A 25,738-nucleotide genomic window follows, 5' to 3' on the forward strand; every position below is an offset into this window, starting at 1 on the left:
TGAAAAAGGGTGGTTAGTATGATAGGTTCAAAAAGTTATAGATTTTTGATTGAGCCCAGTTTCATTTTTCCCTGGCTTCGGCCACCCCTTTCCAACCCTAAGAAAAAACGAAACCGCTTGGTGAGCTTTACAGGCGGTTTCGTTGGATCATTCGTCACTGCGGTTCTGTAAAGAATCCGTTTCATTCTCAGCCGTAGCGGGGCTACCCAAACTGTACAATCACCAACAGAAGCATTCGGGGTTAAGCTACCTTTCCAATTTTACCGATTACCGTGGGTAACCCCAACAGGTTGCTTAACGATTTGTCCCGTTCCACGTCGGCGGGAACCACGTCCAGTGTTTTGTTGCAAGTCCAATTTCCTCATTTTACCCGGTCAAACCGGAAGGCATCTGCTATGACAGATCCGACAGCTCCCTGATTGCTCATCCGGATCGACCCTTTGTAGCCTTTCTCAAACCGGAATTTTCCCAGAAGCATCCACTGACCGCCCTTTGCCCGCTGATTGACCGTTAGTTGCTGTTTTCCATCGGCATGATGGATCGTCATCGGCGTATTGGTCGCAAAATCGGGTCCGTTTGGCCACCAACCGTAGACGTTATAGTTTCCGGTTTCGGGTAAATACGGCTGATAAACGATGGACGCCGGTTCCGTTTTCGGGCTGGCCAGAAACGTAATGGCGTGGCGGTCCATCAGCGGGCTTTCGGACGATCGCCAGGTGCCGGTTCGTTCGACAAACCGACTCATATCATCATCCACCACCACCGTATTATTCTGTCCAAAAATACCGTTGGGATTTTCTTCAAAACTCAGCACCTGCCGCTGCGCCCGTAATTTCTTTTGCAAAACCGTCATATCCACCCGTTGCACCGCCACCTGCTGTTTGCTGGCCAGCGCAGCCGCGACGCCCGCTGCGTGTCCTACGGTCATGAACTGGGGCTCCATCCGAACGGATGCATACGCCAGGTTGGAACTCGACAGACAAACCGGAACCAGCAGGTTCGTACACTGGTCAAACCGGGGAACCAGGGAGCGATACGGAATTTCGTAGGGAGCCACCGGAATGGACAAATACCCTTCATTGATGGTCTCGGCCTGGAGTTCTGGAAATCGTGATACCAGGTGGTAAGTCCGTTGGGTGTGCCGCACATCGATGTTGTAGGAACCCATGGCAATGGCGTCGTACTTGAGTGTATCTTTTTCCAGATCACGTTGCGTCAGCACATATTCGCCAATCATCCGGCGGGCGACCCGGATGTATAATTGGTGCGGCCAGTGTTGGGTATCTGCGAACTCATCTTTGCAAAGTCCCCACTGCTGCGCTTCGCGCCGAATGGATTCCGGCACTTCGGGATCGTGACTGATAAAATACAATAAACTGTGGGTGTAGAGCAGGTGATCATTCCAGATTTTATCCCGGAGTGGATAATCGGCATCAGGATAGGCCCAGTTGCTGCCATCGTACAGGTTCGTTGAAATTGGTCCTGCCGAATTAATTTCAGCTTTCTGGTTGGGCAGATTGACGCCCGCTCTAAAGACCCCGCTTTCCGATAAAGTCGCCGGTTTTCGGAGTTTCAGGTAGCGACGGAGGAGTTCGAAACGGGTCGAATCGTAACCGGCAGGGCGTGTGATGGCAACGCGGTTAGCCGGGTTGTTGGTCATCAGCAACCGGAAACAATACGCTTGCACGGCGCTGTCGGCTTCACCAATACCGGCCTGGGGTCGGGCGTTGATCAGGGGGAGCAGCTTGCCATCTTTGCCATTTACGAACGGTGAGACCGGTAACGGAAAATTATGTTTGTCGGGATAAAAGGGTTGCCGCCCGGCCCACGATTCACCATATTGCGCTACACCTTCCCGCCCAATCGCGTATGAAACGCCCGCCCGGGCCATCAGATCGCCTTCATACGTGGCATCGATAAACACATTGGCCGTCAACGTTGTACCCGATACCAGTTCGATACTACGGATTTTCCGCCCCTGCTTTTGAACGGATTTGACCCGGTCACCAAACCGAACCGTCACGTTGGCTTCCTTCAGCCAATCGCTGAGGATTTTTTCACCAAGTGTTGGTTCCGGGCCCCGCCAGAAAAAGAGCGGTTTTTTGTATACACGGGCCACCCGTTCGTAAAATTCCAACGCCAGGCCACCAATCACTGCCCGGTCCCCGTAATCGGTATGCGAAAGCCCCCCGGTTACCATACCCCCCAGGTGCCGACCCGGTTCGACCAACAGGACGGATGCGCCTTCGCGGGCGGCCGCAATGGCGGCTGTCACCCCGCCCGCCGTACCACCGTACACAATGACGTCCGCTGTTTGCGGGGACTGCGCAAGCGCAAAAAGTGGAAGCAAGACCAGAATATAGACCAGACGATGAACGAATACAGGCACGATAGAAACGTTTTTTTGTGGTAAAGTACAATTTGAACTTAGGAACAAAACCTTATTCCGGATCAATAACCGGGATTCTGAGTCAGCGACGGATTGATGTCGCGTTCCCGTTGCGGAATGGGGAACAACTGGTTGCTGGCTTGAATAGTCGCATTCCGGCCAAACGAATTTTCGGATTTTACGGCCTCGACCAGTCGGCCCGTCCGCACCAGATCGAACCACCGGTTTCCTTCCCAGCACAGTTCCAGCCGGCGTTCCTGCAAAACGGCATCCTTAAATTGCGCCCGGTTCAGACCCGCGAGCGGAGGAAGTCCGGCCCGGTTTCGAACGCGGTTCAGGGCGGTGTAAGCGTCGGGCGTTGGGCCGTTGGCTGCTTCGCTCAGGGCTTCGGCATACACCAGCAGAATGTCGGAAAAACGAAGGTACGGAAAGCTTTTGCCACCGGAAATTTTGGCCGTCTGGTCGGCAAATTTCCACAACGAGACCGCCAGTGCCGGGTCTGAGGTGTCGATCGAAAGGTTAACGGTATTGCCGGTAGTCGGGTTGACATAGGAGGTCAGAAAAGTGGCATCCCGGCGTTTGTCGTTGGCTGCGAAGCCATCCCATAGGCTTTTGGCCACCCGGATGGTGCCAAAACCGTTGCTGGGCACAATCGGCGCACTTCGGGGTGCCCAGTGGGTGGAATGGCCATTGCCCAATTGATCGGTGATATACAGCACCTCAAAAAGCGACTCCTTGCCGCCCCGGTTTTTCATGTCAAACACATCCGCGTAATTGGTCCACAAATCGTATTGCCCCAGCTCGATAACTTCCTTCGCTTTGGCGGCCGCCAAAGCCCATAATGGTGAGCTGGCGTTGGCTCCGGCCTGGGTGAGGTAAACTTTCGACAACAGTCCTTTGGCGGCTCCCAGGGTGGCCCGGCCAATGTCGTTTCCGGTATAACTCCTGGGTAACGCCCCCTCGGCATCCTTTAAATCGGCTTCGATCTGGGCGTAAATTTCTTCGGTTTTTGCGCGGGGAACTTCCACGCCTTCCAGCGACGTGGTTTCGCCAACGACCAGCGGCAAGTCACCGAAAAAGCGGACCAGATTGAAATAATGCAAGGCCCGCAGGAATTTCGCTTCGCCCACGTAGCGTTTTTTAAGGGTTTCGTCCATCGCAACGCCCGGAATCCGATTGATCACCACATTGGCCCGCTGAATGCCGGAATAGGCCTGGCTCCAGACGTTGTTGACAAAGGTATTGGTGGAAACCAGGTTGTATTTCCAGAGGGCGACGCGGTCGGCGTTGCCGGTCAGAAACGGAACTCCATCATCGGAACCGACGGTGGTGGGCGTCACGATGTTTTCGGAATCATAAATCGCTAAGAGGGTCGCATAAGCGGCTGTCACCGCCGATTCCGCATCTTTAGCGGTTTTATAAAACGTGGTGGTTGCGGGCAATCCCAGGGGCGCAACGTCCAGATCGGGCTGACAGTTGAGTAAAAGGCCCGTCAGTAGAACAGAAAATACGTGTCGGAGTTTCATGAATAGCAACGGTTAAAAAGTAAGATTTAAACCAACCAGCACGGTTTTGGCCGCCGGATAACCACCGTAGTCCATGCCCTGGCTGATGGATGAGGTGCCGTACCGGCTCACTTCGGGATCGTAGCCCTGATACCTGGTGAAGGTGAGCCAGTTCTGCGCCGATAGATAGACTTTCGCCGACCGGATGGTTGCCCGGTCTAGCAACGCCTGGGGTAAATTATAGCCGATAGAAATTGTCTTTAAGCGCAGGTAAGAGCCATCTTCAACGTGAAAAGAAGACAAAATTCGCTGCCCTCCGGCTGAATTGGCGCGCGGAATGGTGTTACTCGGATTGGTGGGCGTCCATCGGTCCAATACCTCTTTCGATTGGTTGTTGTTGCCGTTCAGGCTGTACAGATCAAACCGTCCGTAGTTGAGAATGCTGTTGCCGGATGAACCCTGCAGAAAGAAATTTAACTCGACGCCTTTGTAACTGAGCGTGTTGTTGAGTCCTCCAAAAAACTTAGGATAGCCATTGCCGATCACGGTACGGTCGTTGTCGTTTATCACCCCGTCGTTGTTCAGGTCAGCATAACGAATGTCGCCCGGTTTGGCGGTTTTCTGAGCCGAATTGGTAATTTCTTCCTGGTTCTGGAAAACACCTTCGAATACCCGCCCGTAGAAATTTCCCAGCGGTTCGCCCACTTTCAACTGTACGGTGTTGGAAACATTTAAATGACTGGCTCCGTCGCCGGTGAGAAAATCCGGTCGGCCATCCAACGTTAACACCTTGTTCCGATTAAAAGCGATATTAAATTCGGTCGACCAGCGAAGTCCTCCCTGATCGACATTGATCGTGTTCAACGACAGTTCCAGACCCCGGTTCTGCACTTTTCCGATGTTTTGCAGCGAGGTAGAGTAGCCGGTCGACAGCGGGACATTTACACTGAATAACAAATCGGAGGTTGTTTTGATGTAATAATCGGCCGTAATCTGCAAGCGGTTATTGAGCAGGCCGATATCAAAACCCGCATCAAGTTGGGCATTTTTTTCCCAGCGTAAATCCAGGTTGCTAATCCCGTTCGGCGCGCCCCCGTTGAACCGCGTTGGATTGGCTCCACCGAAGGGGTAAGCCGCCACCGCAATGGAGGATAAAAACCGGTAGTCGCCAATTTCCTGATTACCCGTCAACCCGTAGCTGAGCCGGAACTTCAGATCCGAGAACGCCTGCTGGTTTTGCATGAATTTCTCATTGATGAGTCGCCAGGCCAACGCTCCGGAAGGGAAGAAACCGTATTTGTTGGCAGGGCCAAACCGGGAAGATCCATCCCGGCGGGCCGTCAAGGTCAGTAAAAACCGGTTGTCAAATCCGTAATTGACCCGCGCCAGATATGAAATCAAGGCCCAGTCGCTGGCCGATGAGGCCGGAACCCGTAACGTAGCACCGGCTCCCAAGTTATTGTAGAGACCAAAATCGTCGTTGAAACCGACGGCATTGGCGGTTACACCCTCGCTGTGATAGGTCTGAGTCGTGTACCCCAGCAAAGCCGTCAAGTTGTGTCTTTCCTGAACGGTCTTCATATACGTCAATGTGTTTTCATTCAGCCAATTGACGGTTTGAACAGCGTTAACCGATGCGTTACCGCTGGTGTTGGCGCCGAGTGCAATCAGGCGCGTGGCGTAAAAATTGGATTTGGTATTGAATAAATCGCCCCCCCAACTGGTTCGGAAAGTAAGTCCTTTGGCCAGCGACACATCGGCAAATACATTGGCCAGCACGCGGGTCGTGGTCAGCAGATCGGTTATTTCCCGGGCAATCCCCAGCGGATTATCCACATTGTTTCCATTCAAGGGGCCCTGATCGCGGTAGTAGGTTCCGGCCGTGTTGTAGACCGGGAAAGTGGGCGCAAAATTAATGGCGGCATTGGTAACGCCGGAATTGATACCACCTTCAGTTTCCGTACGGGCGCTGTTGGATTGCCCGTAAGCCCCCTGCATGGAAAGCCCTACTTTGAGCCATGATTTCACTTCACGATCCAGATTGGCCCGCAACGAATACCGTTTAAAAAACGAATCCCGAATGATGCCCTGCTGATCGAAGTAGCTGCCTGAAATGGCGTACCGGGTTTTGGATTCACCGCCCGTAAAGCTCAACTGGTAGTTCTGAATGGGTGCTTGCCGGAATACTTCTTCCTGCCAGTCGGTTCCGGTCCCGAGCGCGGAAATGGCCGGACGATCGGCGGAAGAACCGTCGAAATAAGGTGTTCCGCCCCCGTTTACCCGGGCTTCGTTGATGAATTCGGCGTATTCACGGGCGTTGAGCAATGGAATTTTCCGGCGAACCGTCTGGACACCGTAGTAGCTCTCGAAATTCACCGTCGACTGGCCTTCCCGGCCTCGTTTGGTGGTGACCATCACGACGCCGTTCGAACCCCGCGAACCATAAATGGCGGTTGCCGACGCATCTTTCAGGATTTCAATGGATTCAATGTCATTCGGATTGATGGAATTCAGATTCCCGGTTGGAAAACCGTCGATTACGTAGAGCGGCTCGTTGCTGGCATTGACCGAACCCGTACCCCGGATGCGAATGGCCGTTGCCCCACCGGGTCGGGCCGATCCCTGGGTAACCAGTACGCCGGCCGCCCGGCCCTGCATGGCCCGGTCCAGCGAAACAATAGGCGTTGCTTTGATATTTTCTTCCCCAACTTTGGCTACCGAACCGGTCAGGTCCGATTTTTTGACGGTGCCATAACCCACCACGACGACTTCATCGAGCGATTTTTCATCGGCTTTCAGGCGAACCGTCAGTGTCGACTGCGAACCGACTGACAGTTCCTGTTTTTCGTAGCCCACGTAACTGAAAACCAGCACAACGTCTCCCACTGGAATCGGCATCCGGAATGCCCCGTCTTTGTCGGTTGTGGTTCCACGGGTTGTCCCTTTCTGGATGATGCTGACGCCCGGCAAAGGCTCATTCCGGACCACATCGGTCACGTTGCCGCTGATCGTTCGTTCCTGGATTGGTGAAGAGCCCGTCGGAAATGCCTCTAACGAAAACGATTGCTGCGCTTGCGCTTTCGTGGCGGGCAAGCTGGTGGGTTGTTCTGCATTTTTGGTTTCACCGGCAGACTTCGTTTCCGGCCGTTTCCGATCCCGGCTATAAATCAGGTATGAATGCGGATTGTTTTTTTCAACCACCAGATTGAACGGTTCCAGCAGGATTTGCAAAGTACGCTCCAGCGAACCCGCTGCGTTAGTGACCGGCGCAACAAATTTATCTTTCAATTCCCGGCGGTTGTAATCAAAGACAACGTGGTGCTGTTTTTCCAGATTTTTCAGGACATCGATCAAGGCCTGCTGGTTCTGGCGGTTTGTTTGCTGCGAACGGGCCGACGCCATGGCCACGTCCTGACCAATGGCAGGCAAACCGCAATGGAATAGACCGATTACGGCCCAGATAACTACATGTGTTTTCATAAGGGTTTGGGATATAAACTGACTACTCAATGATGTAGTGATCACCGTCGAAGGTGACGGTAACCTTGTATATTTTCTCAATTTTGCTCAATACCTGTTTCACATCGTCGGCGGGAATCGAACCGCTGAATAGTTCCCGCCCAACGGTTGGGTTACGCAGTTCCACCTGCAACCCATGACTGTCGCGGATTTCCTGAAGCACTTCGGAAACGGGCTGATCGGTGAAAAGCAGGATGGAGGTCCTCCAGGCCAGTTCGTGGGAGAGATTGGCCCGGACAGATGTCAGTTGCTTCGTAACCTGGGTGTAGCGAACCTCATCACCGGGTTTCAGCGTATACGTTTGTTGGGCCGGGTTGGTCACTCTTACTTTCCCTTCCTGCAAAACGACCTGCGTTGTACCCCGGCGATTTTGTACATTAAACCGGGTTCCCAGCACCTCGACCGCAAGCTGATCGGGGGTGTGAACGATAAATTTCTGGTGATTGCGGGTGTGTTGTACACCAAAAAAAGCTTCCCCTTCCAGCCAGACATCGCGTTGACCGGTTTCGTCCCAATCGTCAGAAAACCGCAGTGATGAATTGCCATTGAGCGTCACCACCGACCCATCGGGCAGTTCCACCGTGCGCTGCTCGCCGTAGGAAGTCCGGATGGTTTGTGGCCCCGTCAGATACGGATAAAGGAGCAATCCCGAAACCAGCAGAACGATTGCCGCAGCCGCCCAACGCACGACCGGCAGGTGCATCACCCGTCCTGATTTGGAAACCGGCAGAACGGTTTTTTTCGGCTTGTTCTTTGTTGGTTCACCAAGCGGTTTTTCGTCGAGTTGCTGCCAGATGCCCGACAGCATCGTGTTGCGGAGAGACTGGCGTTCCGTTTCGGAAAGCGAGCGCAGGTACGAATCGTCATCGGAGAAATGTTTCCACCAGCTTTCTAATTGCCGCTTCTCCGCATCGGTCGCCTTCCCCCGCAGAAGTTTACGGATTAGGGTTTGCAGGTATTGTTTTCCCATGAATTTGGTTGGGGTTTGCTTGTAAGTAGGACAACTCACCCCAATCCCTAAACCGAATCTTACCTTTTTTAAAGATTTTTTTGAGGGATTCCAATTCCAGAAAAAATCATTTACCTTCAACATTCGAACTAAACCGCACGCAATGTCCAGGTGGTCTTCGCCCGATAGCGCAATCGAATCGGAATGGCTGCAAGCCCTGAAAACGGGTGACCGGAATGCTTTTACCCAACTCTACGATTTCTACTGGCAGCGTCTTTTTACGGTAGCCTACAATTACACCCGATCCCGGGAAACGGCGCAGGAACTGGTTCAGGAAGTTTTTATGAGTTTATGGGTAAAACGGGAAGAACTGGTGGTGCGCACCAATCTGGAGAGTTATCTGTATGGCGCGATCCGGTTCAGACTGTACGATTTGCTGGATAAACAGAAAAGCGCCAGTCTCTACGCCGACTATGCGGCCTACACCCAGACCGCGACCGAAGAAACCACCGAACAGCAACTGGCTTTTGAGGAAACGACCGCCCTGATTCAGCAACAAATCGATGCGTTTCCAGTAACCACCCGGCAAGTTTTTCTGTTAAGCCGCTTCGAAGGACTTTCCGTTGCCCAGATTGCCGAAAAGATGCATCTATCGCCCAAAGCCATCGAATACCACATTACCAAAGCCCTTCGACTGTTGCGACTCCATTTGACGGATCTCTGTCTGTTATTGCTTTGCATGAGGTTGTAGAAAATTGGCGGTGCAGTTTAAAGCTTTGTTTAAACCAATCTATTGCCAGGTGAATTTGCGTCAAAATGAGGGATAGTTTGCGACTAAATGCCCATTTTCTGAACCGATATCCTGACTCAAAATGAGCCCCTTTTTTACGTTGAGAACTAATAGGTTCAAAAAGTTTATAGATTTTTGACCGTCTAGTAGTGTAACCTAAATTAACCAATTTAGTAATTAGCAATCTTTATAGTTCTATCACCGCCGGTCGAAATACAGCCGGGTTAATCCAATACTCACTACGCCGTTTTTTGCTGATAATTTCAAAACGAGCCAGTTCCAATAATCCTTTATTTACGTAAGTGCGGGGACTTTGTAGTTCCTCCGCCAACTCGTCTAACGACGCCAAAACATAGCCTTCTCCATTTAGGTCACTAGCCATTTTTAATAGCACTCGTAAAGCAATTGGTGATAGTGTAGCCAGCTTAGTGGCATAATATTCATTTGGTGTGAATATAATAGCCATCTGCCGGGATTTTGAATCTTTAAAAGGGCTTCGGTCATGATAGCGCAGAACGTTTGCCGCCATTGGTTCTATCTGTTTTGAGTTAAGCAATTGACACTTAATATATTAACAAAATAAAGCCATTTTTTGTGCCAAATGTGGGTGAAAAACAACCCCGGGGACTGTCTTCGGACCTTATTCTACCCTCTGTAGGTTTTTCATTTTACGAGTCCCAGTTGTTATTTCGATCAGATAGGTACTTTGGCTTTCATCTGGGAGTGCGATGGCACGGTACATGTGTCAATCCGGGCTTTTTACTGGTTGATCCTTTTGAACTGTTGATACTTACTCCAGCATCCAGTAAATTTGTTATCGTAATAGCGTTGTTAGCAGTAGTGGGGTTCTTTTCCATTAAGTTGGCGGGACCCTTCCCGATTCGGTTCGGGCGTGCGGCTAACAGCGCTATTTTCATTTCGTCAGACAGTTCGACAACAACCTGAACTATTGGCAAATCACCAATTTCCTATGACGTTCACAAGAAGAAACAAAACGTAAAATTTCTTCGGGTAATTCAATCCATTACCGTGTGTCGCGGACCTCAGTTTCACCAGCCTAGTAATTCTGCGTATATTTAATTGCAATCTTGGGCACCATTACAAAAACGGCTGATTGCCATAAATGATATGAAATCGACTAGGCTCCGTCATAAGCTGCTTCAAAAGCTACAAGCCGTATTTTGGATCTACTACTTCAACATTCCAAAGCTCAAAAAGCGAATGGAGCTAAAATATAAAGATCATTACATTCATATCTCCTATACCAAAGTAGCAAAGCAAGCCTGGGCACGGGAGCGATTATTGAGCCAACTCGGCCCCCGAGTTTTTAAGTTGGATGAAGATTTTTGATTACTTCCAAATTCTAAAAGAGGAACTTCTTCGTAAATTCACTAAATCTTCGGTTAAGCAAAATAGTAGAACGAGCGTCTCCGGGGACTGTACCCAGAGCTTCCCCCATCGTCCCACACGTTTTACACCATCCCCCCCGCTTCGGTAGATTTGGTTTGGCCAAAGGAATCTATTAATTCTTCACGCCGGTGAAGCTGTTTGATTGAAATATCCACTTCGTTCTTTGTCCCGTCAAAATAATTGAGAATCGTCTGCTGTTTGGAAGAAAGCCGTAACACTTCCACCACTGGAAATAATGATGTGTTGGCATGGGCTTTTTGAATTCGTCGCAGTAGGTTGTTGGCAGGGTTACTCTTCTCGTTGCGTGGACCATGAACCAAGTAATACGCTTCGGAGTGGCTTTCGACATAGGGTTTCATTCGGTTTTAACGATTCCGCAATTGCTTCCTTGATTCTGGATTGTAAAATCAATTGCTTTGCTATTGGTTGGCTCTTGCTCAGAAAGGAGGATGCCTGTGTTTGCAAAATTGAAACACGAACACAACCAGCCGGAGATTAAAGTAATTGAATTGGTTTTGTGGCCAATGGCATTTTGTAAGATTTTCCACAATTAATATGTTAGAGAATCTTATCATTTTCTGTCAGCAAATCCCACTGCTGCCGTGCTAAATTACACAGAGTACGATGGATACGGTATTGGCTATACGTCTGCGTAATCTCTCGAAATTGTCGGAGCTTGCGGAAACGTTTCTGGTAGTCAAGATCTCGCCAGAAATGAGGGCGTTGGGCTTTCTCATATAATTTCCGTTCGGCGGTAGATAATTTTTCTATATGTACCGGCTCAACCATTACGACATCTTCTAATAAACCAACTACCCTGTTGCCTAATAATTGTAACTTAGTAGGATCGGTCAAATCTGCCATATACCGAATACCCATCGGGGAAAGTTCTTTGGCGGCATTGTTGTCATATTCAAACCGGAATAGTGACTCTGGTAAATGATATTGTGTTCCTTTATCATACGCCTTTATTCGGTAGTTCGTAAGACTGCATTCAACCCCATATCCTTCTCCTCGTATGGACGCCATCAGCCCAAATGGTTTCCTACCCTGGAAGCATATCATTTGGTCTAAAAAGTATTTAGGTGCGAAATAGGGCTGAATAAAATTTGATAGATTTAGATTCACTCCTGCTTCAACGCCATGAATCAGACCGATTGAAAAGTCATAATCGAATAATTCAGAAAGCTCATCAATGTCATGCTCCAGCGCTTTTGTAGTATACGGCGAATAGTTCTGTTCACCGTTATTATGGAATTTAGCCCATGAGCCTTTGACAAATACCTTTCCTATTTTCGGGTAGTAGAAAAATGAAAAATTTCTAAACTTTGAACTAGTACGATAAGTTTTAACAAATGTCGCTCCCATTTCTCGTACTTCGTCAAAACGAAGTAACGAGCTTTTCAACAATTTTTCCGCTAAATTGCCTGGATATTCTAGTGTGGTATTGCAAATCGGCATTGCAGTAGTCTATTTAAAAAACGACCGAATAATTAAATGTCGGTTAGCGACCAACCTCGATTACCATTTACAGAATCACTGGTGGAATGACCCGTCATCTTGCAATATGCCGTATTTAGTTAGGTGAAAGGCATATTTGACTAGCTGGCAGATTACCAGGTTTCCATTATTTGCCACTATTTTGTAGCCATTCATAAAACTTTTCAGTATTAAATAGCAGTCTTTTGCCCCGACGGATTACAACACCTGCAGGCATCTTTGACACCTTTTGATAGAAGGTGCTTCGTGCCCACCCTGTAGCTGCCATAATCTGTTCAGAATTAGAAAGGCTTGGCTTTAAGGGCCCGTTATTGGGTGTTTGGAACTGGGTAGGACGACAGTTGTCCTTTATTTCTAAAAGAAGAGATTCTAAGCGATTCAGCCGCCGCTCAAGAACTGCGAAGGGGTTATCAATCATGACTTATCGTTTTTTAATTGATAAGCCAAAGGTATTAGAGGAATCTATTGAGGTTTTTGCTACTTAATTGCTAGCAAAAAAATAGCAACTTTCATTTTGTTAAGATGCTGTTTATTAGCTTTTTAAATCTATTGATTTCTAATTCGATACTACTTGTTGCTCGATCCACAACAGTAATACTATTATTAAGACCTTGTCTTGTTCCTCCAAAACCGAAAGTATTTTTTAGTGCTTCGTATAATTTTGTCTGATTTTTCTGCATATCAATCTTGTTAAAGAAACCCAGATCATATAAGGCGTACAGCATGTAGGTAATTTCCTGAGGTTTTGCACCTTGTAATTCCTCAGTCAGACCACTGATCAATTTTTCTTTTCTTTTTGAATTTTCTTCCAGAATAAAATCTCTAAAATCGTATTTAATAGGGCGCTTAACTTTTTTAGGCTTGGCAACAGTAAAAATTTGGGAAGGGAATTGGCTTTGCGGCAAGCCGCTAATCATCTGCTCTGCTATTTGTATATTATCTAAAACAACTTCCAAGTAATGTTCATTCAAATATTTAAGGGTGGAGTGATAATGAGAACTATGGGTTATTTGCGAATCAGGATCAAACCCTGCATTAGGATCATGAGTCCTTCTTAAATAATTACCAAGCTTGGCAATCTCTGTTCCTATCAGCGAATGTAATGGCCTAAATAAGGATTTCTGATACCGAATTAACCTGTTCACATATTGAACGAATCTTGCGAATTCGAAATTTGATTCATTTTTCTCAATTTCTTTGATAAATAGATTTTCTTCTTGAATATAATTACCATTTTCAGAAGAACAGATTATCGAATGACAAAATATATTAAATAGGATGCCTCTATATTCGTCTATAATTTTCCCTTTAATTTCGACTATATCATACGCACGAACATCTTGTCCTTTAATTACTTGATTAACATTTGTAAAAATCGAAATTAGTTGATCTAATATGATGTTGTTATTATTCGACTCCATAGTTTAACTAAAGTTTTTACAATAAATTTTCAAAAGCTTCATCAATCAAATCACTATCAAATGAAGCCAGATAGGTCTGGGTTACTGCTTCGGTCTTGTGCCCCATTAACTCAGAAATGATACCTGTAGCTACTCCAGAATGTTTCAGGGTTGTAGCAAAGGAATGGCGGGCCACATATGTAGTTAACAGCGTTGTTATTCCTACAACCTCAGCAATTTCCTTCAGACCTGAATTGATATGGCCCATTACCTTGTTGCACCGGTTGTGAATCTGAAGCGGTGTTTTATGCAAAGCATCATTTAATATGGGAAATATATATTCATTAAAACTATTACCAGGTCCTGAACGATAGCAGTCCAAAATGGCTAGCGCCGGTGGCACCAACCGAAAGGAAAAACGTCCTCCCGTTTTTTGACGAATATAGCTTAACCGTTGGTGCCCATTAAGATTTGAAGCAATATTGGACCAGCGTAACGCGGCAATATCCACAAAATTAATTCCTCCACAGAAATATGAGAATAGAAAGACATCTTTGGCAAGCTGAAGTCTTTCTACGTCATATTTGGTCGCGCCGGTCGGCTCATATTCTTCAATCTTACGAATCTCAGCCCGATTGATTGCTCTTTTTGAAGTCGAGGTATCAAATTTACCAATATGAAATTTATACTTTTCTGCTGCATTGCGAGCAAATGGGTAGTATTCGGCTTTAGCGTAGCCATTGGCAATAGCTTTATTCAGAACAGCCCGAAGAGTTCTGAATTTCACGGAAAGTGTAATTTCAGTTAGGCCACTCTTCCGCATGAATGTTTCCCACCCATTGCAGAATTTGACAGTTACCTGATCGAAAGGAATATCTTCTTTATTGTACTGCGATTGGATATATTTAGTGAGCTGTAACCGTATTTCCCGGTAAACTTTTCGGTTCCCTACTTGCCCCGACTGAAGCATCTGGCTGGCCAAATCATCCATGTATGCCAGCAATTGGAATTGACTGTTAATTTTACGCTCATCGCTGACTTTACTAGCTACTGCTTTGACATCATGAACCTCATCGGACATGGCTAAGCTATCCGCTGCATCACTATAACGTACTTCCCATTTTTTCAATGTTGCTTCCAGTGCCTGCCGCTTATCATGCGGGTAACTCCGACGAACTTCATTGCGTTCATCATTCCAATATCTAGGGTGTAGGCTCTGGCCGGTGGAAACCCAGCGGTTCTTACGGTTTTTTGTAATTCTTACTACAAATGGATGCGAACCATCGCTTAGAGTTTTATGCTTGTAATAAACGACCTTAACGGTGGCCTTACCCTCTTTATGTTCGGTAGATCTTGACATGTCGGTTGAAACGTTGGTTGAAACAAATATACGAATACAACCAAACATAACCAATATTAACCAGTACAGAAAATTGCTAAAAACCTCACTTAAAGGACTTTAAAGACATTAACGAGATATATTGAATATTAACAAACGCAGCTTCCCAAGCTGCAGGCCGTGGGTTCGAACCCCATTTCCCGCTCGTTTCGTAATCTCTGTAAATGAAGCACTTAACTGAAAGGTTGGGTGCTTTTTTTGATGAGTTATAGTGAAATTGACGAATAAGAGCTCCCAGCACGACGGATAGTAACTATTCCCAGCTTAGCACAGTATCAAACGTAACATGTCCAGATTCTTGTGTCCACGGTGTCTCCGGCAATGTCTACTCCGTTTCTTTCCACCATACGCATTCCTTCTTTGAAGCACTCCATGAGGTTTCCAGTTCTTATGAGCTGAACACATTCTCCCAACGACCTCACGATTGAAAATTAATGCTATTTACCAATACGGGATCACTGTAAAATTTGTTTTGAAGCCCAAACATCATCTGCCATTTCCGCGAGCGACTGACCTGTCTCTGTTACCCAATAAATGCCGCCTTGAATAGCACCTGGATGCTGATTATTTGGATGATAAGTCAGAAAAATAAGGTGTGTCAAATAGGAAATTGAATATTCACTTCCATCGTTGAGCCAGCGGACATTATCGTTTTTACCTAACTTGCCCGTAATTTCTGCTACATACCGCAGATCTGTTCGGCTTGCAGGCTGAAGATAGGCAGGCAAAAAACGACTCAAATAAATCTTATCTCCACTTTTCAAGCGTCCGCTTTCAATTAGCACTTTCATCGTCGTCGGTCTTTTAGAGCGACTGTTTACCTGCTGTTTAGCCTCCTCTTTCTGCTGAATTTCAATCAGGTATTGTTTAGCTTCTTGGAGCGGAATAATTTTGTTGGGTACAATAATAATCTGCTCCCCCACTTTATGAGGTTTAATACTGACACAAGAGATATCCATTCCATGCTGATTGAGCCACAATACGGTCGTTGTAAGTTCCGTTGAGAAGCCTTCTGAGCAGAGAATAATGCGAGGTTTATCTGACAACTCTTCAAAGGATTCTTTCTCAGTAACAAATTCCCGTAGTTGTTCTAAGGCCGAATCCGAGTCAATGTCATGGCAATTAGCCTGACGTTGGTAAGTAATGTAGTAAGGCAGGAGTATTTCTAAACGCATTGATGATACCATCGCAGCATAGCGCAGCGCTTGCAAGTCAGCAAAACCGGCATACCCATCACGCTTCAATTCAATAATAACTAAATTGCCTTTCCGGTCAAGCGCTAGAATATCCAGCCGATCATCAGAATTTTTAAATCGATTAAATTCTGTACTGACAACCAACAAGTCTTCTCCCAACACTTCAGGGGCCTGACGAATCCACTCCTGGATATGACGCCGTTCCCATATGTTTAAACTGATAAAACGATCAGACTCAACTTTGATAAAAGTAGCTGGATTCCGGTCAGGTACGACGAGTAGCATTATGATTATAATATGGTATTTAAACTTGTGGTGTCCCAACGGGCGGATCAATGCTCAAATCTACACTATCTTTCAGAGCGAAGAAAGAACAGGTGTAGAGCAGGGTGGAATCGAATCGGCATCAAAAGGATAATTAATTCGGATTTAAGCTAAAACCGAACATCCGACTCGCGCCCATCCTGTTCAAGTTCCTTGGGAACTACTAATTTCAGGCCCATGAACCGCAGAAATTTTCTGGCCCTGACCGTCGGTGCTTCCGCTGCGACCGGGCTTTCTCCGTCGGACCGGAAGGAGGATGCCGCCATCCCGGTCATTGACACCCACATTCACCTGTTCGATACGGATCGCTCTCAGGGTGTGCCCTGGCCGACCCAAAAAGACGGCATTCTGTATAAACCCGCGTTGCCGGACCGCTACCGCAAGATCGCGGTGCCCCTCGGCATTGTGGGCGCGATTGTCGTGGAAGCCAGTCCCTGGCTGGAAGACAACCAGTGGGTACTCGACGTCGCTGCCACGGACAAAATCATCGTCGGAACTGTGGGCAATCTCGAACCGGGCAAACCAGACTTCCGCCATCAACTCGAACGCTTCCAGCGCAATCCGCTGTTTCGGGGAATTCGGTATGGAAATCTCTGGGAACACGATCTGTCCCGCCAACTGGCCAATCCCCGCTTCGTATCAGACCTTCGGTTCCTGGCTCAGGCCGGACTGGTGCTGGATACGGCGAATCCGAATCCGGCGCTCCTGACGGCCATCGTGCGGGTTACGGATCTGGTGCCGGATCTGCGGGTCATCATCGATCATCTTCCCCAAATGACCCCACCGGAAGCGGCTGCGGTCCGGAAAACCTCTGAAGCCGACCTGCAGGCGTTGGGCAAGCGGCCCCAAGTGTATGTGAAGATTTCTGAAGTCTTGCGCCGGGTGGACGGAACGATTCCACAGACGCTGCCTTTCTACCGGGCACGGCTGGATGAGTTCTTCGGCCTTTTTGGCGAAGATCGACTGCTTTATGGCAGTGATTGGCCGAATAGCGACCAGTGGCTACCTTTTCACGTCGGATTGGGTCTGGTTAGGGAATACTTCAACACAAAAGGTCAAACCGTAGCCGAAAAGTATTTCTGGAAGAACTCAATTGCGGCCTATCACTGGCAAAAGCGCGACCCTTCACAGCCCGGGTAGAGCCAGCACGTTCCGCTGACGGACAAAACACAAAAAGCCGCCCGATTTACCAGAATCGGGCGGCTTCATTTATAGTTAAAAGCGAGAAAATCAGGCAACTGTGGCAGCTTTGGCTTTCGGGTCGGCACCATATTCATTGACGCCACGCGTGCCTTCGGTGCAGGCCAGAATCAGGTTGTAAAACGGAATCAGCGCATACCATCCGCTCTTGCCGACATCGTGCATCCGCCGGATTGCTACGGCCACCGAAGGAACCAGGATCGCCAGGTTAAACAGCATCGTTATCCAGCCAATCACCGCCAGACCGTCGAAAAGCAGGATGTTGGTGAAATTGATCGCCTGCGTAACCAGCATGTTGATCAGGAAAAAATACCAGTACTCGCTCCGCCGGGCGCGCCCGTTGAAATCATTGTACTTTTTCAGGACCGAAACGTAATTGTCCAGAATTGAATTGGTGGTCGAAGAAGGGATGGATGTGTTCATCGTAGTGTTTGTAAGTAGTTGTTTGGAATGATGTGAGAGTCCGGGTTTCGCTCTTTTCTGGCCCGTTGATGCATCAAAAGTAGCGGGTCGGCCAAGGGTCCACAACGCCGGAATGGTAACTGGTAGCAAAAATCTGGTAACTGGTGGTCTGGTGGCCGTAATTGGTTGACAACCACCGGCGACCCGGAAATTTATCCATCCTTTCGACACAAAAAAAACGGCCTGCTCGGGGAGCAGGCCGTCCGGTTTATCCGATCTCGATGCGTCTCGGGCCTTTTTGTTTGGCCTCTTCCTTTTTGGGAATCGTCAGATGCAGCAGACCTTTTTCGTATTTGGCCTCAATCCGGTCTTCATCCACCACGTCTTTGGGAAGCACGAAGCTGCGCTGGAAGGATTGGTAGCTGAATTCCCGGCGCGAATAATGTTGCGCTTCTTTTTCCTCGCTGTGCTGTTTCACCGAGGAAATCGTAAGCTGATTGCCGTCCAGTTCAACCATAAAATCCGTTTTTTCCATACCGGGCGCAGCCAGTTCTACTTCAAACGCTTCGGTGGTTTCCTTGATGTTGACCGACGGAATGGTCGTTTGCGTGGTGGAAAAATTGCTGTTGTTCCAATTAAAAAGATCCCGGCTAAAAAAGTCATCGAACAAAGCCGGAAACGCCGGGGACGAAGCCCCATTCCTTTTGATGAGTGACATATCAACCTCCTTTTTTAAAAGTTAAACAATACAGAAATGAACATCAATGATCGGTTTTCACCGCCAGAAACCGGTTTTTCAAACCCTGTGCCAACGGTATTTCTGGCAGAAAAAATGACAGAAACAGGGCCGGTTTTCTGCCAGAAATACCGTCGAAAAAGAAATTTTGTCAGTCTGAATACCCGGACTTCTACCAATATTTTCCCGGCTGGTAGCCTTTGAAGCGTCTCTCCTTTTCGGTAGCTTTACCAGAGCACAAAAACTGTGGGAAGACACGATCTAACCCGATTTAAATGGCAAAAGCATGGAAATTTCCGCTTCCATAAAAAACACCTTCCAGCAGCACGAGGTGGTCGTGCAAACCAACGGCGACGCAAAAACCGTCCAGATTTCCCCAAAACCGTCGGGCTACGGATCGTCGCTCAACGGGGGCGAACTTCTCCTGCTGTCGCTGGCAACCTGCTTCTGCAATGACATCTACCGGGAAGCCGCCGAACGAAACATCAGCGTGTCGGAAGTGAAGGTCGTCTGCACCGGCCGGTTCGGGGGCGTGGGCGAACCAGGGAGCGATTTTCAATACAAGGTCACGGTTATCTCCGACGCTCCTTCGGATGAAATTGACGCGCTGATTAAACACACCGACCGCATTGCTGAAATCCACAATACCTTGCGGCAGGGACTGAGCATCACGCTGGTTTCGTAAGCGCAAGTGAATGTTGGCGATGTGGATTTTTTGCACACATTTGCAGTGTTTTAACGCCCTTGCCTAAAAATACTGCATGTTGGACCCGCGTGGACGAACGCTACCGGAGCCACCAACTGCCCCCGCTGACGCGCCAGCTTCTGGTGGAAAATGCCGTCAAGCACAACATGATTCTACCCGACCAACCGCTGCTGATCGAGATCACCACCACCGACGAGGGTACGGTGCAGGTCTCCAACAATTTGCAGCGAAAACCCTCCCGCATTTTTTCGAATGGCGTCGGTATCTCCAATATTTTAAGTAAATACCAGATGTTGAATCAACCCCGGCCGACCGTACATGAAGAGAATGGACAATTTTTGGTCACGCTCCCCCTCATCGAACGGGATTCCTGAAGTTCTGATTTTCACTCTCTATTTCTGTCCTTCCATCCGCCTTAACCAACCATCCATCACCCCCGGCTTGCGTCCTGCCAATTTGTCTTGTTCCTTGCGATTCCTGAGATCAAAACCGGCTAGGATTGATTTTTGCAGTATTCTTAAAACATTGCCGTTGAATTTTTTATTATCCGTTAAATAGTCTTTCTCAAGCGCTAACCCCTTGATTCTATGAAACATCGCTACTTGTCACGCATCCGTATGTATTGAACCCGAGAAAAAAATGGATGCCATTTAATTTTCATTTGTAATTTTATGACGACGATGCCCGAAATTATGTCAGATACGCAACTCCAAGGGTATACAGACGAACAAAAGTACCAGGTCTTCAACAAGGAGTTCATGCCCCACATCGACTCCATGTACAACTTTGCCTTCCGCCTGACGATGGACGAAGATGACGCGAACGACCTGGTGCAGGATACCTATTTAAAAGCTTTTCGATTTATCTCCTCCTTCGAACAGGGAACTAACGCGAAAGCGTGGTTGTTCCGCATTCTGAAGAACAGCTTCATCAACGACTATCGCAAGAAAAGTAAAGAACCTGCGAAGGTTGATTATCAGGATGTAGAGACAACCTACAATTCTGACGAAGCATCGGAAACCGAGCACACGACGGACCTTCGGTTCGAAACAGTGCAGGACATGATTGGTGACGAAGTGGCCTCCGCGCTCAACTCGCTGCCCGTCGATTTCCGGACGGTTATTATCCTCTGTGACATCGAAGGATTCACGTACGAGGAAATGGCCAAAATTCTGGATATTCCGATTGGAACGGTTCGCTCACGGTTACACCGTGCCCGGAATCTATTGAAAGACAAGCTGAAAGAATACGCAGCGTCAATGGGTTACAACAAAAATGATGACTAACTGAAACTTTTTGAGATAGATACTTGGTTGTTATGTCAAGTTACATATTGTAGAATTATTTCTGGAATAAATTAAACATTTCCAATGTCAGGCACATTGCATTCGTCGACTACGGTTGGTGTAGAGGGTAGGCAGGCGACCGCCCCCATGAAGGAAAGCTGCGAACATCAGGCCGAGTGCCTGAAACGGATTCAGTCGATTCTGGACGGTGGGGCTACCGAAGAAGAAAAAGAGCATTTCAAGCAGCATATCGATATTTGCAAACCGTGCATCGATATGTACCACCTTGAAAAGTGTATTAAAGAAGCCTTACAGGGCAAAGTTGAAAAGAAGTGCTGCCCCGACAAGATTGCGGCTGCAATTCGATCCGAAATCACTAAATAAGCGGCATTGGACGGCAAACTGATTATTTTTTCGGCACCCTCCGGTTCAGGTAAAACCACCATTGTCAGGCACTTATTAGCCACGAACCCGAATCTGGGTTTTTCAATCTCCGCCTGCACCCGTGACCGCCGGGGCCGCGCAGAACAAAACGGCCAAGACTATTACTTTCTGACTCCCGAAGATTTTAAAGAAAAAATTGACAACGACGAATTCGTCGAGTGGGAAGAAGTGTATGTCGGTGCCTTCTACGGAACGCTCAAATCCGAGATCGAACGCGTCTGGAGCAACGGAAAGCACGTTTTGTTCGATGTTGACGTTCAGGGCGGGTTGAAACTCAAAAAATACTACGGAGACAAAGCCCTGGCCATTTTTGTGAAAGTGCCGGACGAGGAAACCCTGAAACAACGTTTGCTGGACCGCGGAACCGAAACCGACGACAGCCTGTCTAAACGGCTGTTTAAGGTCCACTTCGAAATGAGCTTTCAGGACCAGTTCGATGCCATTCTGGTGAACGATGATCTGGCAACAACCCTGGAAAAAGCACAGAAACTGGTAGATAATTTCCTGAACAGGAACATCATTCCGGAAAAAGCCACTGTCGTATAATACGAACCGGCTGGCTAGTCTGAACGCGGTCTGCTTATGAAAATCGGTTTGTTCTTCGGCTCTTTCAATCCCGTACACATTGGCCATCTGATCATCGCCAACACCATGGCGACCACCACCGATCTCGAACAGGTCTGGTTTGTGGTTTCTCCCCAAAATCCGTTTAAAAAGAATAAAAGCCTGCTCCACGAGTTCGACCGCATCGATCTGGTGGAGCGGGCTATTGCTGACAACTCGAAGCTGAAAGCGACGGATATCGAGTTCTCTATGCCCCGCCCCAGCTTCACAATCGACACGCTGATCCGGCTGCAGGAAAAATACCCGCAGCACGCGTTTAAACTGATCATCGGTGGTGATAACCTCGCGCAGTTTCCCAACTGGAAAAATCACGAACAGATCCTGGAGTACTTTGGACTGTATGTGTATCCACGCCCAAACAGCGAGCCCAGTCCGCTGGAGCAGCACCCGAATGTGCGGTTTGTGCAAGCGCCCCTGCTCGACATCTCCGCCACCTTCATCCGCGATTCCCTGAAAAATAACCGCTCCATTCGGTATCTGGTCCCGGATGTGGTCGGGGAAATTATTGAACGAAAGAAGTTTTATGTCTGATCACTTTTCTCTACAAATTTCCTACCTGTTAAATATTTACACTTATTATTGAAGCTAAAGTGTCTTTGAACTTCTGATGCTCATCTGAGTTTTTATCTGCGATCTTAAATAAATTAAAGAAATGACTTGTTGTTGGAGATTCTGATTTTAAATTTTTATAATCTATATCGACGCTTATTATTGTCATAAACTCAAAATATCCTCTATGCCTTGCTTTTTGATGACTTTTTTCAGCTTCTCCAATTCGATTATGCACATTTGACAAATCCGTTCCTCCTTTTATTTCAATTGAAATTAACCCTCTGCTGCCACTCTTAAGTTGCTCGATAATCTCAATATCTGGATCAGAAGAGAATTTTATCTTTACTATTCTACCAGAATCATTCTTTACCTCAATCCAAGTCTGGGCAGAAGATAAAATATAATTTTTAAGTAAATCTTTTATAATACTAAAAGTCTTTTGTGTAGCAATTTGTCCATATTCATTATTTTTAGAACCTCTTAATTGTGGGCCAACCGTTAAAAGTTGTAATTCAGCAATTAACGACAAACTAATATCATCTAGTTGAGAAACAAATCCTTGAGCAGTTGATATTAAACTTTTACACAAATACTCTAAATCATTTGAGGCATTTTTAGATAATTTCCCTTTTTCTTCCATTGCTTTAAATGCGCCGAAAGGGCCTTTATTGTAAAATTCTTTTTGTGAAAATCCGTACAATAATCTATAATAACCTAGTAAAAATGGATTTTCTTTTAAAAGAATAGGCAAAGGAAAAAGCGCTTCTCCTCTCAGCGAAAAAGAAGCTAGTTTCTGTAAAGCATCTTGAGATACTAAACTATTAAGTTCGCTGTCAATAGAGCTTATAGACATATTCTTTACAGCTTTACTTAGAGCTTCATGAAAGTAAAGATCTTTAATATTTCTAAGCCTGTAGTGAAGTCCTATTTGTAAGTCAGGAAGTAAAGTTGGAAAATTTTTAGGCGACATTGCTTATCCTTTTTTCTGAAATTTCAATATAGTCTTCTTTTAGCTCAATTCCGTGATAATTGCGTTTCAACTTTTTACATACTACTCCTACCGTTCCTGCACCAAAAAAAGGGTCTAAAATAAAGTCCCCTTCTTTGGAAGTAGCGTAAATTATAGGTTTAATTAATTCTTCAGGAAATGTTGCGAAATGTGCTTCAGGAAAAGGCTCAGTATTAACTTGCCAAACGGTTCTCTTGTTTCTGGTTTTACCTTTTTCCGCTGCTGGTTCCCTCATATTTTCATAGTCATAATAATAGTCTTCATTTTTTGAAAACATAAACAAATACTCATGCGATTGCGTTGGTCGGTCTTTAACAGACTCAGGCTGGCAATTAGGTTTATACCATATAATATCAGAACGAAGATACCAACCATCAGCCTGAAGAGCTAAAGCTAATCTCCAAGGAATACCTATTAAATCTTTAGGTTTTAATCCTACTGGAGTTTGTGGTCTATAAGTCATTCCTCTTGCAGGATTTTTTTTATCTTCTGCACGCCAGGTTCTATTACCGCTTGTATAAGAGTCCCCTATATTAAGCCAAAATGTACCGTCCTTTTTAAGTTTATCTCGCAAGATTCTGAAAATAGAAACTAAATGATCTATATACTCATTTAAGCTTTCCTCTGCCCCAATTTGTCCAGAATACCCATAATCCCTTTTTCCCCAATAGGGAGGGCTAGTTATGATACTTGAATAAAATTCATTTTGTAAACTAGCAACAATTTCTCTCGTATCACCATGAAAAATCTCGGATGATTTCCAATTATTCTCAGATGATCCTGTTAATATATCCCCTGCATGTCTTACCATTATTAATTCCCTTTCCTGAGACATTAAATGTTTTGAAAAGCCTTTATGAAAATTATTTGAATATAAACCGGATTTGCGATTCAATAAAACAAAACATAAAACTACAAAATACTGATTAACAGCAATTTATTTATTTAAGCTTGCTCTTTACGGCCTCCCCCGCTGAAACGTGATCTCTGTCACCAACCCAATCGCACTGATCCGTAGCGCCACCGAGCGGCTGTCGGTTTTCACCTTCGGGTCCTGGCAGTGGACGCCTTTTTCGAGAAAGTAAATGTAGAATTTCTGGTTGCGGTCGTCCAGTTGCTCACTGTCCGGGCGGCCCAGAATCTGTCCAATTTCATTCGAGGATTTCCCTTTCAATTCCTGCCGAACGGTTTTGAAATCATCGACCAGCGAGGCTCTAACGCCGTTACAACCACCCCGATCGGTCCGCCATTTGACCAGATCCAGCTTACCAAGCTGATCCGGCGGGGGAGAACAACTTGATAGAAGGAACAACGCGCCCGGAAGAATGAACAGCCAAAGAAAAAACCGCCGACCCTTTCTGAAATCAAATGCGGTTAACGGGTTATTGTTCATTGTATAACGTTTGCAGCAGCACCTGACCGACGGCTTTGAGCGTACCGCGGTCGATGTTGTCCATGTCGTCGTGGGCAGTGTGCCAGTCTTTGAAGAAACTTCCCGACTCCACTTTCAGGTGGATGATGTCGATCATCGGAATTTTGGCGACTTTGTTCACCGGCAGGTGGTCATCCGTAATGGCGGGACCCGATTGGCCCGTATCGACAAAATACTGGTTGTAGCCCATGCGGCTGGCCGTTTCCCACACTTTGTTGACCACCGTCGGCGCATACTGCATGGAATTGCCTTCTTTCAGGAACGTAGCCCCTTTGGCACCGACCATATCCAGCAAAACGCCGTAATAGGCTGCATAACCCGGTTTGTGTTTGTTGGCCGCCCAATACTGCGATCCCAGGCAAAAACCGCCGTATTCGTCTTTCGCCAGTTCGGAATTACCCCAGTCTTCAGCATCGAAGAATATCAGATCGATGCCCACATCGGGTTTCGTGCCGGATTGCTGAATGGTTCGGGCCATTTCGAGCAAAACCCCGACGCCACTGGCACCGTCGTTGGCACCGATCACCGGTTTGGTTCGGGCCACGCTGTCCTGATCGGCAAACGGGCGGGAATCCCAGTGGGAAGCCAGAACAATCCGTTTGGGCGCGTCCGGGTTAATGCTGCCAATGATGTTCCGGGCGTTTAGCTTGAGGTTGTCGTAGGTCGTCGCCGTGAAGTTCTGCACCGTGACTTCGCAGCCGAATTGCTTCAGTTGGGCAATCAGGTAGTCCCCACAACGCCGGTGTGCATCGGTGTTGGGCACCCGCGGCCCAAATGCCACCTGTTTCGCAACGTATGCGTAAGCCGAATCGGCATTGAACGCCGGGGCCGTAACCGTTTTGACTTCGGTGGCCTGGTTTTCCTGCTGATCCTGTTTTTTGCTTTTGCAGGAACTGACGGTGATTACCGCAGCCAGCCAAAAGAGAATGATTTTCCTGTTTAGGCGCATGTTTTACCGATAAGGTT

26 protein-coding genes are annotated in these 25,738 nt (G+C 47.2%); 8 read left to right on the top strand and 18 right to left on the bottom strand.

Annotated elements, in window-relative coordinates; genetic code table 11:
• Window positions 1–361: 361 nt before the first annotated feature.
• The 4 genes from DUE52_RS03170 to DUE52_RS03185 form a co-directional block, all read right to left on the bottom strand.
• Window positions 362–2,389, bottom strand: a complete 2,028-nt coding sequence (locus tag DUE52_RS03170; RefSeq protein WP_222930249.1) for an FAD-dependent oxidoreductase — start codon at window positions 2,387–2,389, stop codon at window positions 362–364.
• A 62-nt stretch (window positions 2,390–2,451) separates the two neighbouring features.
• Complete coding sequence (locus DUE52_RS03175) at window positions 2,452–3,915, bottom strand: RagB/SusD family nutrient uptake outer membrane protein (RefSeq protein ID WP_114404497.1); 1,464 nt, start codon at window positions 3,913–3,915, stop codon at window positions 2,452–2,454.
• Window positions 3,916–3,927: 12 nt separating this feature from the next.
• Window positions 3,928–7,374, bottom strand: coding sequence for a SusC/RagA family TonB-linked outer membrane protein (locus DUE52_RS03180; RefSeq protein WP_229312048.1), 3,447 nt, complete (start codon window positions 7,372–7,374; stop codon window positions 3,928–3,930).
• Window positions 7,375–7,396: 22 nt separating this feature from the next.
• Window positions 7,397–8,383, bottom strand: a complete 987-nt coding sequence (locus DUE52_RS03185; RefSeq protein ID WP_165840854.1) for a FecR family protein — start codon at window positions 8,381–8,383, stop codon at window positions 7,397–7,399.
• A gap of 142 nt (window positions 8,384–8,525) precedes the next feature.
• On the opposite strand from DUE52_RS03185, the gene DUE52_RS03190 reads away from it, so the two are divergent.
• A complete protein-coding gene (locus DUE52_RS03190; RefSeq protein WP_114404499.1) occupies window positions 8,526–9,113 on the top strand; it encodes an RNA polymerase sigma-70 factor in 588 nt (195 codons plus the stop codon).
• Window positions 9,114–9,339: 226 nt separating this feature from the next.
• Here DUE52_RS03190 and DUE52_RS03195 read toward each other — a convergent pair whose 3' ends face one another.
• The 7 genes from DUE52_RS03195 to DUE52_RS03230 all read right to left on the bottom strand — a co-directional run bounded on the left by DUE52_RS03195 (window position 9,340) and on the right by DUE52_RS03230 (window position 16,342).
• A complete protein-coding gene (locus DUE52_RS03195; RefSeq protein ID WP_114404501.1) occupies window positions 9,340–9,681 on the bottom strand; it encodes a helix-turn-helix domain-containing protein in 342 nt (113 codons plus the stop codon).
• A gap of 943 nt (window positions 9,682–10,624) precedes the next feature.
• Window positions 10,625–10,921: a hypothetical protein gene (locus DUE52_RS03205; protein ID WP_114404504.1), complete on the bottom strand. Its 297-nt coding sequence runs from the start codon at window positions 10,919–10,921 to the stop codon at window positions 10,625–10,627.
• 199 nt (window positions 10,922–11,120) lie between these two features.
• On the bottom strand, window positions 11,121–12,023 hold the full coding sequence (locus DUE52_RS03210) for a hypothetical protein (RefSeq protein ID WP_133299749.1): 903 nt from the start codon (window positions 12,021–12,023) through the stop codon (window positions 11,121–11,123).
• 166 nt (window positions 12,024–12,189) lie between these two features.
• Window positions 12,190–12,480 (bottom strand): hypothetical protein, encoded by a 291-nt coding sequence (locus tag DUE52_RS03215; protein WP_114404507.1) that lies wholly within the window; start codon window positions 12,478–12,480, stop codon window positions 12,190–12,192.
• 91 nt (window positions 12,481–12,571) lie between these two features.
• On the bottom strand, window positions 12,572–13,483 hold the full coding sequence (locus DUE52_RS03220; protein WP_114404508.1) for a hypothetical protein: 912 nt from the start codon (window positions 13,481–13,483) through the stop codon (window positions 12,572–12,574).
• 16 nt (window positions 13,484–13,499) lie between these two features.
• Window positions 13,500–14,822, bottom strand: a complete 1,323-nt coding sequence (locus DUE52_RS03225; protein ID WP_114404509.1) for a site-specific integrase — start codon at window positions 14,820–14,822, stop codon at window positions 13,500–13,502.
• A gap of 494 nt (window positions 14,823–15,316) precedes the next feature.
• Window positions 15,317–16,342: a PDDEXK family nuclease gene (locus tag DUE52_RS03230; protein ID WP_133299750.1), complete on the bottom strand. Its 1,026-nt coding sequence runs from the start codon at window positions 16,340–16,342 to the stop codon at window positions 15,317–15,319.
• Window positions 16,343–16,558: 216 nt separating this feature from the next.
• Here DUE52_RS03230 and DUE52_RS03235 point away from each other — a divergent pair, with 216 nt between their 5' ends.
• Window positions 16,559–17,521: an amidohydrolase family protein gene (locus DUE52_RS03235; RefSeq protein ID WP_114404512.1), complete on the top strand. Its 963-nt coding sequence runs from the start codon at window positions 16,559–16,561 to the stop codon at window positions 17,519–17,521.
• A gap of 90 nt (window positions 17,522–17,611) precedes the next feature.
• Here DUE52_RS03235 and DUE52_RS03240 read toward each other — a convergent pair whose 3' ends face one another.
• Together DUE52_RS03240 and DUE52_RS03245 are read right to left on the bottom strand one after the other, a co-directional pair.
• On the bottom strand, window positions 17,612–18,004 hold the full coding sequence (locus DUE52_RS03240; protein ID WP_114404513.1) for a DUF805 domain-containing protein: 393 nt from the start codon (window positions 18,002–18,004) through the stop codon (window positions 17,612–17,614).
• A 247-nt stretch (window positions 18,005–18,251) separates the two neighbouring features.
• Entirely contained in the window at window positions 18,252–18,701 is a 450-nt protein-coding gene (locus tag DUE52_RS03245) for an Hsp20/alpha crystallin family protein (RefSeq protein WP_114404514.1), read from the bottom strand.
• A gap of 304 nt (window positions 18,702–19,005) precedes the next feature.
• Between DUE52_RS03245 and DUE52_RS03255 the strand changes: the two genes are divergently transcribed.
• Both DUE52_RS03255 and DUE52_RS03260 read left to right on the top strand, forming a co-directional pair.
• Window positions 19,006–19,404, top strand: a complete 399-nt coding sequence (locus tag DUE52_RS03255) for an OsmC family protein (RefSeq protein ID WP_114404517.1) — start codon at window positions 19,006–19,008, stop codon at window positions 19,402–19,404.
• 89 nt (window positions 19,405–19,493) lie between these two features.
• The gene (locus DUE52_RS03260; RefSeq protein WP_114404518.1) at window positions 19,494–19,799 is read left to right on the top strand and encodes a LytS family sensor histidine kinase; all 306 of its coding nucleotides are present in this window, start codon (window positions 19,494–19,496) and stop codon (window positions 19,797–19,799) included.
• Between the two features lie 18 nt (window positions 19,800–19,817).
• On the opposite strand, the gene DUE52_RS03265 is transcribed toward DUE52_RS03260, so the two are convergent.
• Complete coding sequence (locus DUE52_RS03265; protein ID WP_114404519.1) at window positions 19,818–20,021, bottom strand: hypothetical protein; 204 nt, start codon at window positions 20,019–20,021, stop codon at window positions 19,818–19,820.
• Window positions 20,022–20,096: 75 nt separating this feature from the next.
• On the opposite strand from DUE52_RS03265, the gene DUE52_RS03270 reads away from it, so the two are divergent.
• The 4 genes from DUE52_RS03270 (at window position 20,097) to nadD (ending at window position 22,310) form a co-directional block, all read left to right on the top strand.
• Window positions 20,097–20,711, top strand: a complete 615-nt coding sequence (locus DUE52_RS03270; protein WP_114404520.1) for a sigma-70 family RNA polymerase sigma factor — start codon at window positions 20,097–20,099, stop codon at window positions 20,709–20,711.
• A gap of 84 nt (window positions 20,712–20,795) precedes the next feature.
• Window positions 20,796–21,095: a zf-HC2 domain-containing protein gene (locus tag DUE52_RS03275; RefSeq protein WP_225309527.1), complete on the top strand. Its 300-nt coding sequence runs from the start codon at window positions 20,796–20,798 to the stop codon at window positions 21,093–21,095.
• Window positions 21,096–21,101: 6 nt separating this feature from the next.
• Window positions 21,102–21,701 (top strand): guanylate kinase, encoded by a 600-nt coding sequence (gene gmk / locus DUE52_RS03280; RefSeq protein WP_114404521.1) that lies wholly within the window; start codon window positions 21,102–21,104, stop codon window positions 21,699–21,701.
• Window positions 21,702–21,737: 36 nt separating this feature from the next.
• Window positions 21,738–22,310: a nicotinate (nicotinamide) nucleotide adenylyltransferase gene (gene nadD / locus DUE52_RS03285; protein ID WP_114404522.1), complete on the top strand. Its 573-nt coding sequence runs from the start codon at window positions 21,738–21,740 to the stop codon at window positions 22,308–22,310.
• A gap of 28 nt (window positions 22,311–22,338) precedes the next feature.
• Here the strand turns inward: nadD and DUE52_RS03290 are convergent, their stop codons facing one another.
• The 4 genes from DUE52_RS03290 to DUE52_RS03305 all read right to left on the bottom strand — a co-directional run bounded on the left by DUE52_RS03290 (window position 22,339) and on the right by DUE52_RS03305 (window position 25,721).
• Window positions 22,339–23,301: an XcyI family restriction endonuclease gene (locus tag DUE52_RS03290; protein ID WP_114404523.1), complete on the bottom strand. Its 963-nt coding sequence runs from the start codon at window positions 23,299–23,301 to the stop codon at window positions 22,339–22,341.
• Window positions 23,291–24,235, bottom strand: a complete 945-nt coding sequence (locus tag DUE52_RS03295) for a DNA-methyltransferase (protein WP_222930250.1) — start codon at window positions 24,233–24,235, stop codon at window positions 23,291–23,293. The genes DUE52_RS03290 and DUE52_RS03295 overlap by 11 nt, the downstream gene beginning before the upstream one ends.
• Before the next feature lie 63 nt (window positions 24,236–24,298).
• A complete protein-coding gene (locus DUE52_RS03300; protein ID WP_229312049.1) occupies window positions 24,299–24,733 on the bottom strand; it encodes a hypothetical protein in 435 nt (144 codons plus the stop codon).
• The gene (locus DUE52_RS03305) at window positions 24,723–25,721 is read right to left on the bottom strand and encodes a M28 family peptidase (protein WP_114404525.1); all 999 of its coding nucleotides are present in this window, start codon (window positions 25,719–25,721) and stop codon (window positions 24,723–24,725) included. The genes DUE52_RS03300 and DUE52_RS03305 overlap by 11 nt, the downstream gene beginning before the upstream one ends.
• Window positions 25,722–25,738 lie beyond the last annotated feature (17 nt).

The sequence above is a fragment of the Larkinella punicea genome, from assembly GCF_003334855.1.
GTDB lineage: Bacteria > Bacteroidota > Bacteroidia > Cytophagales > Spirosomataceae > Larkinella > Larkinella punicea.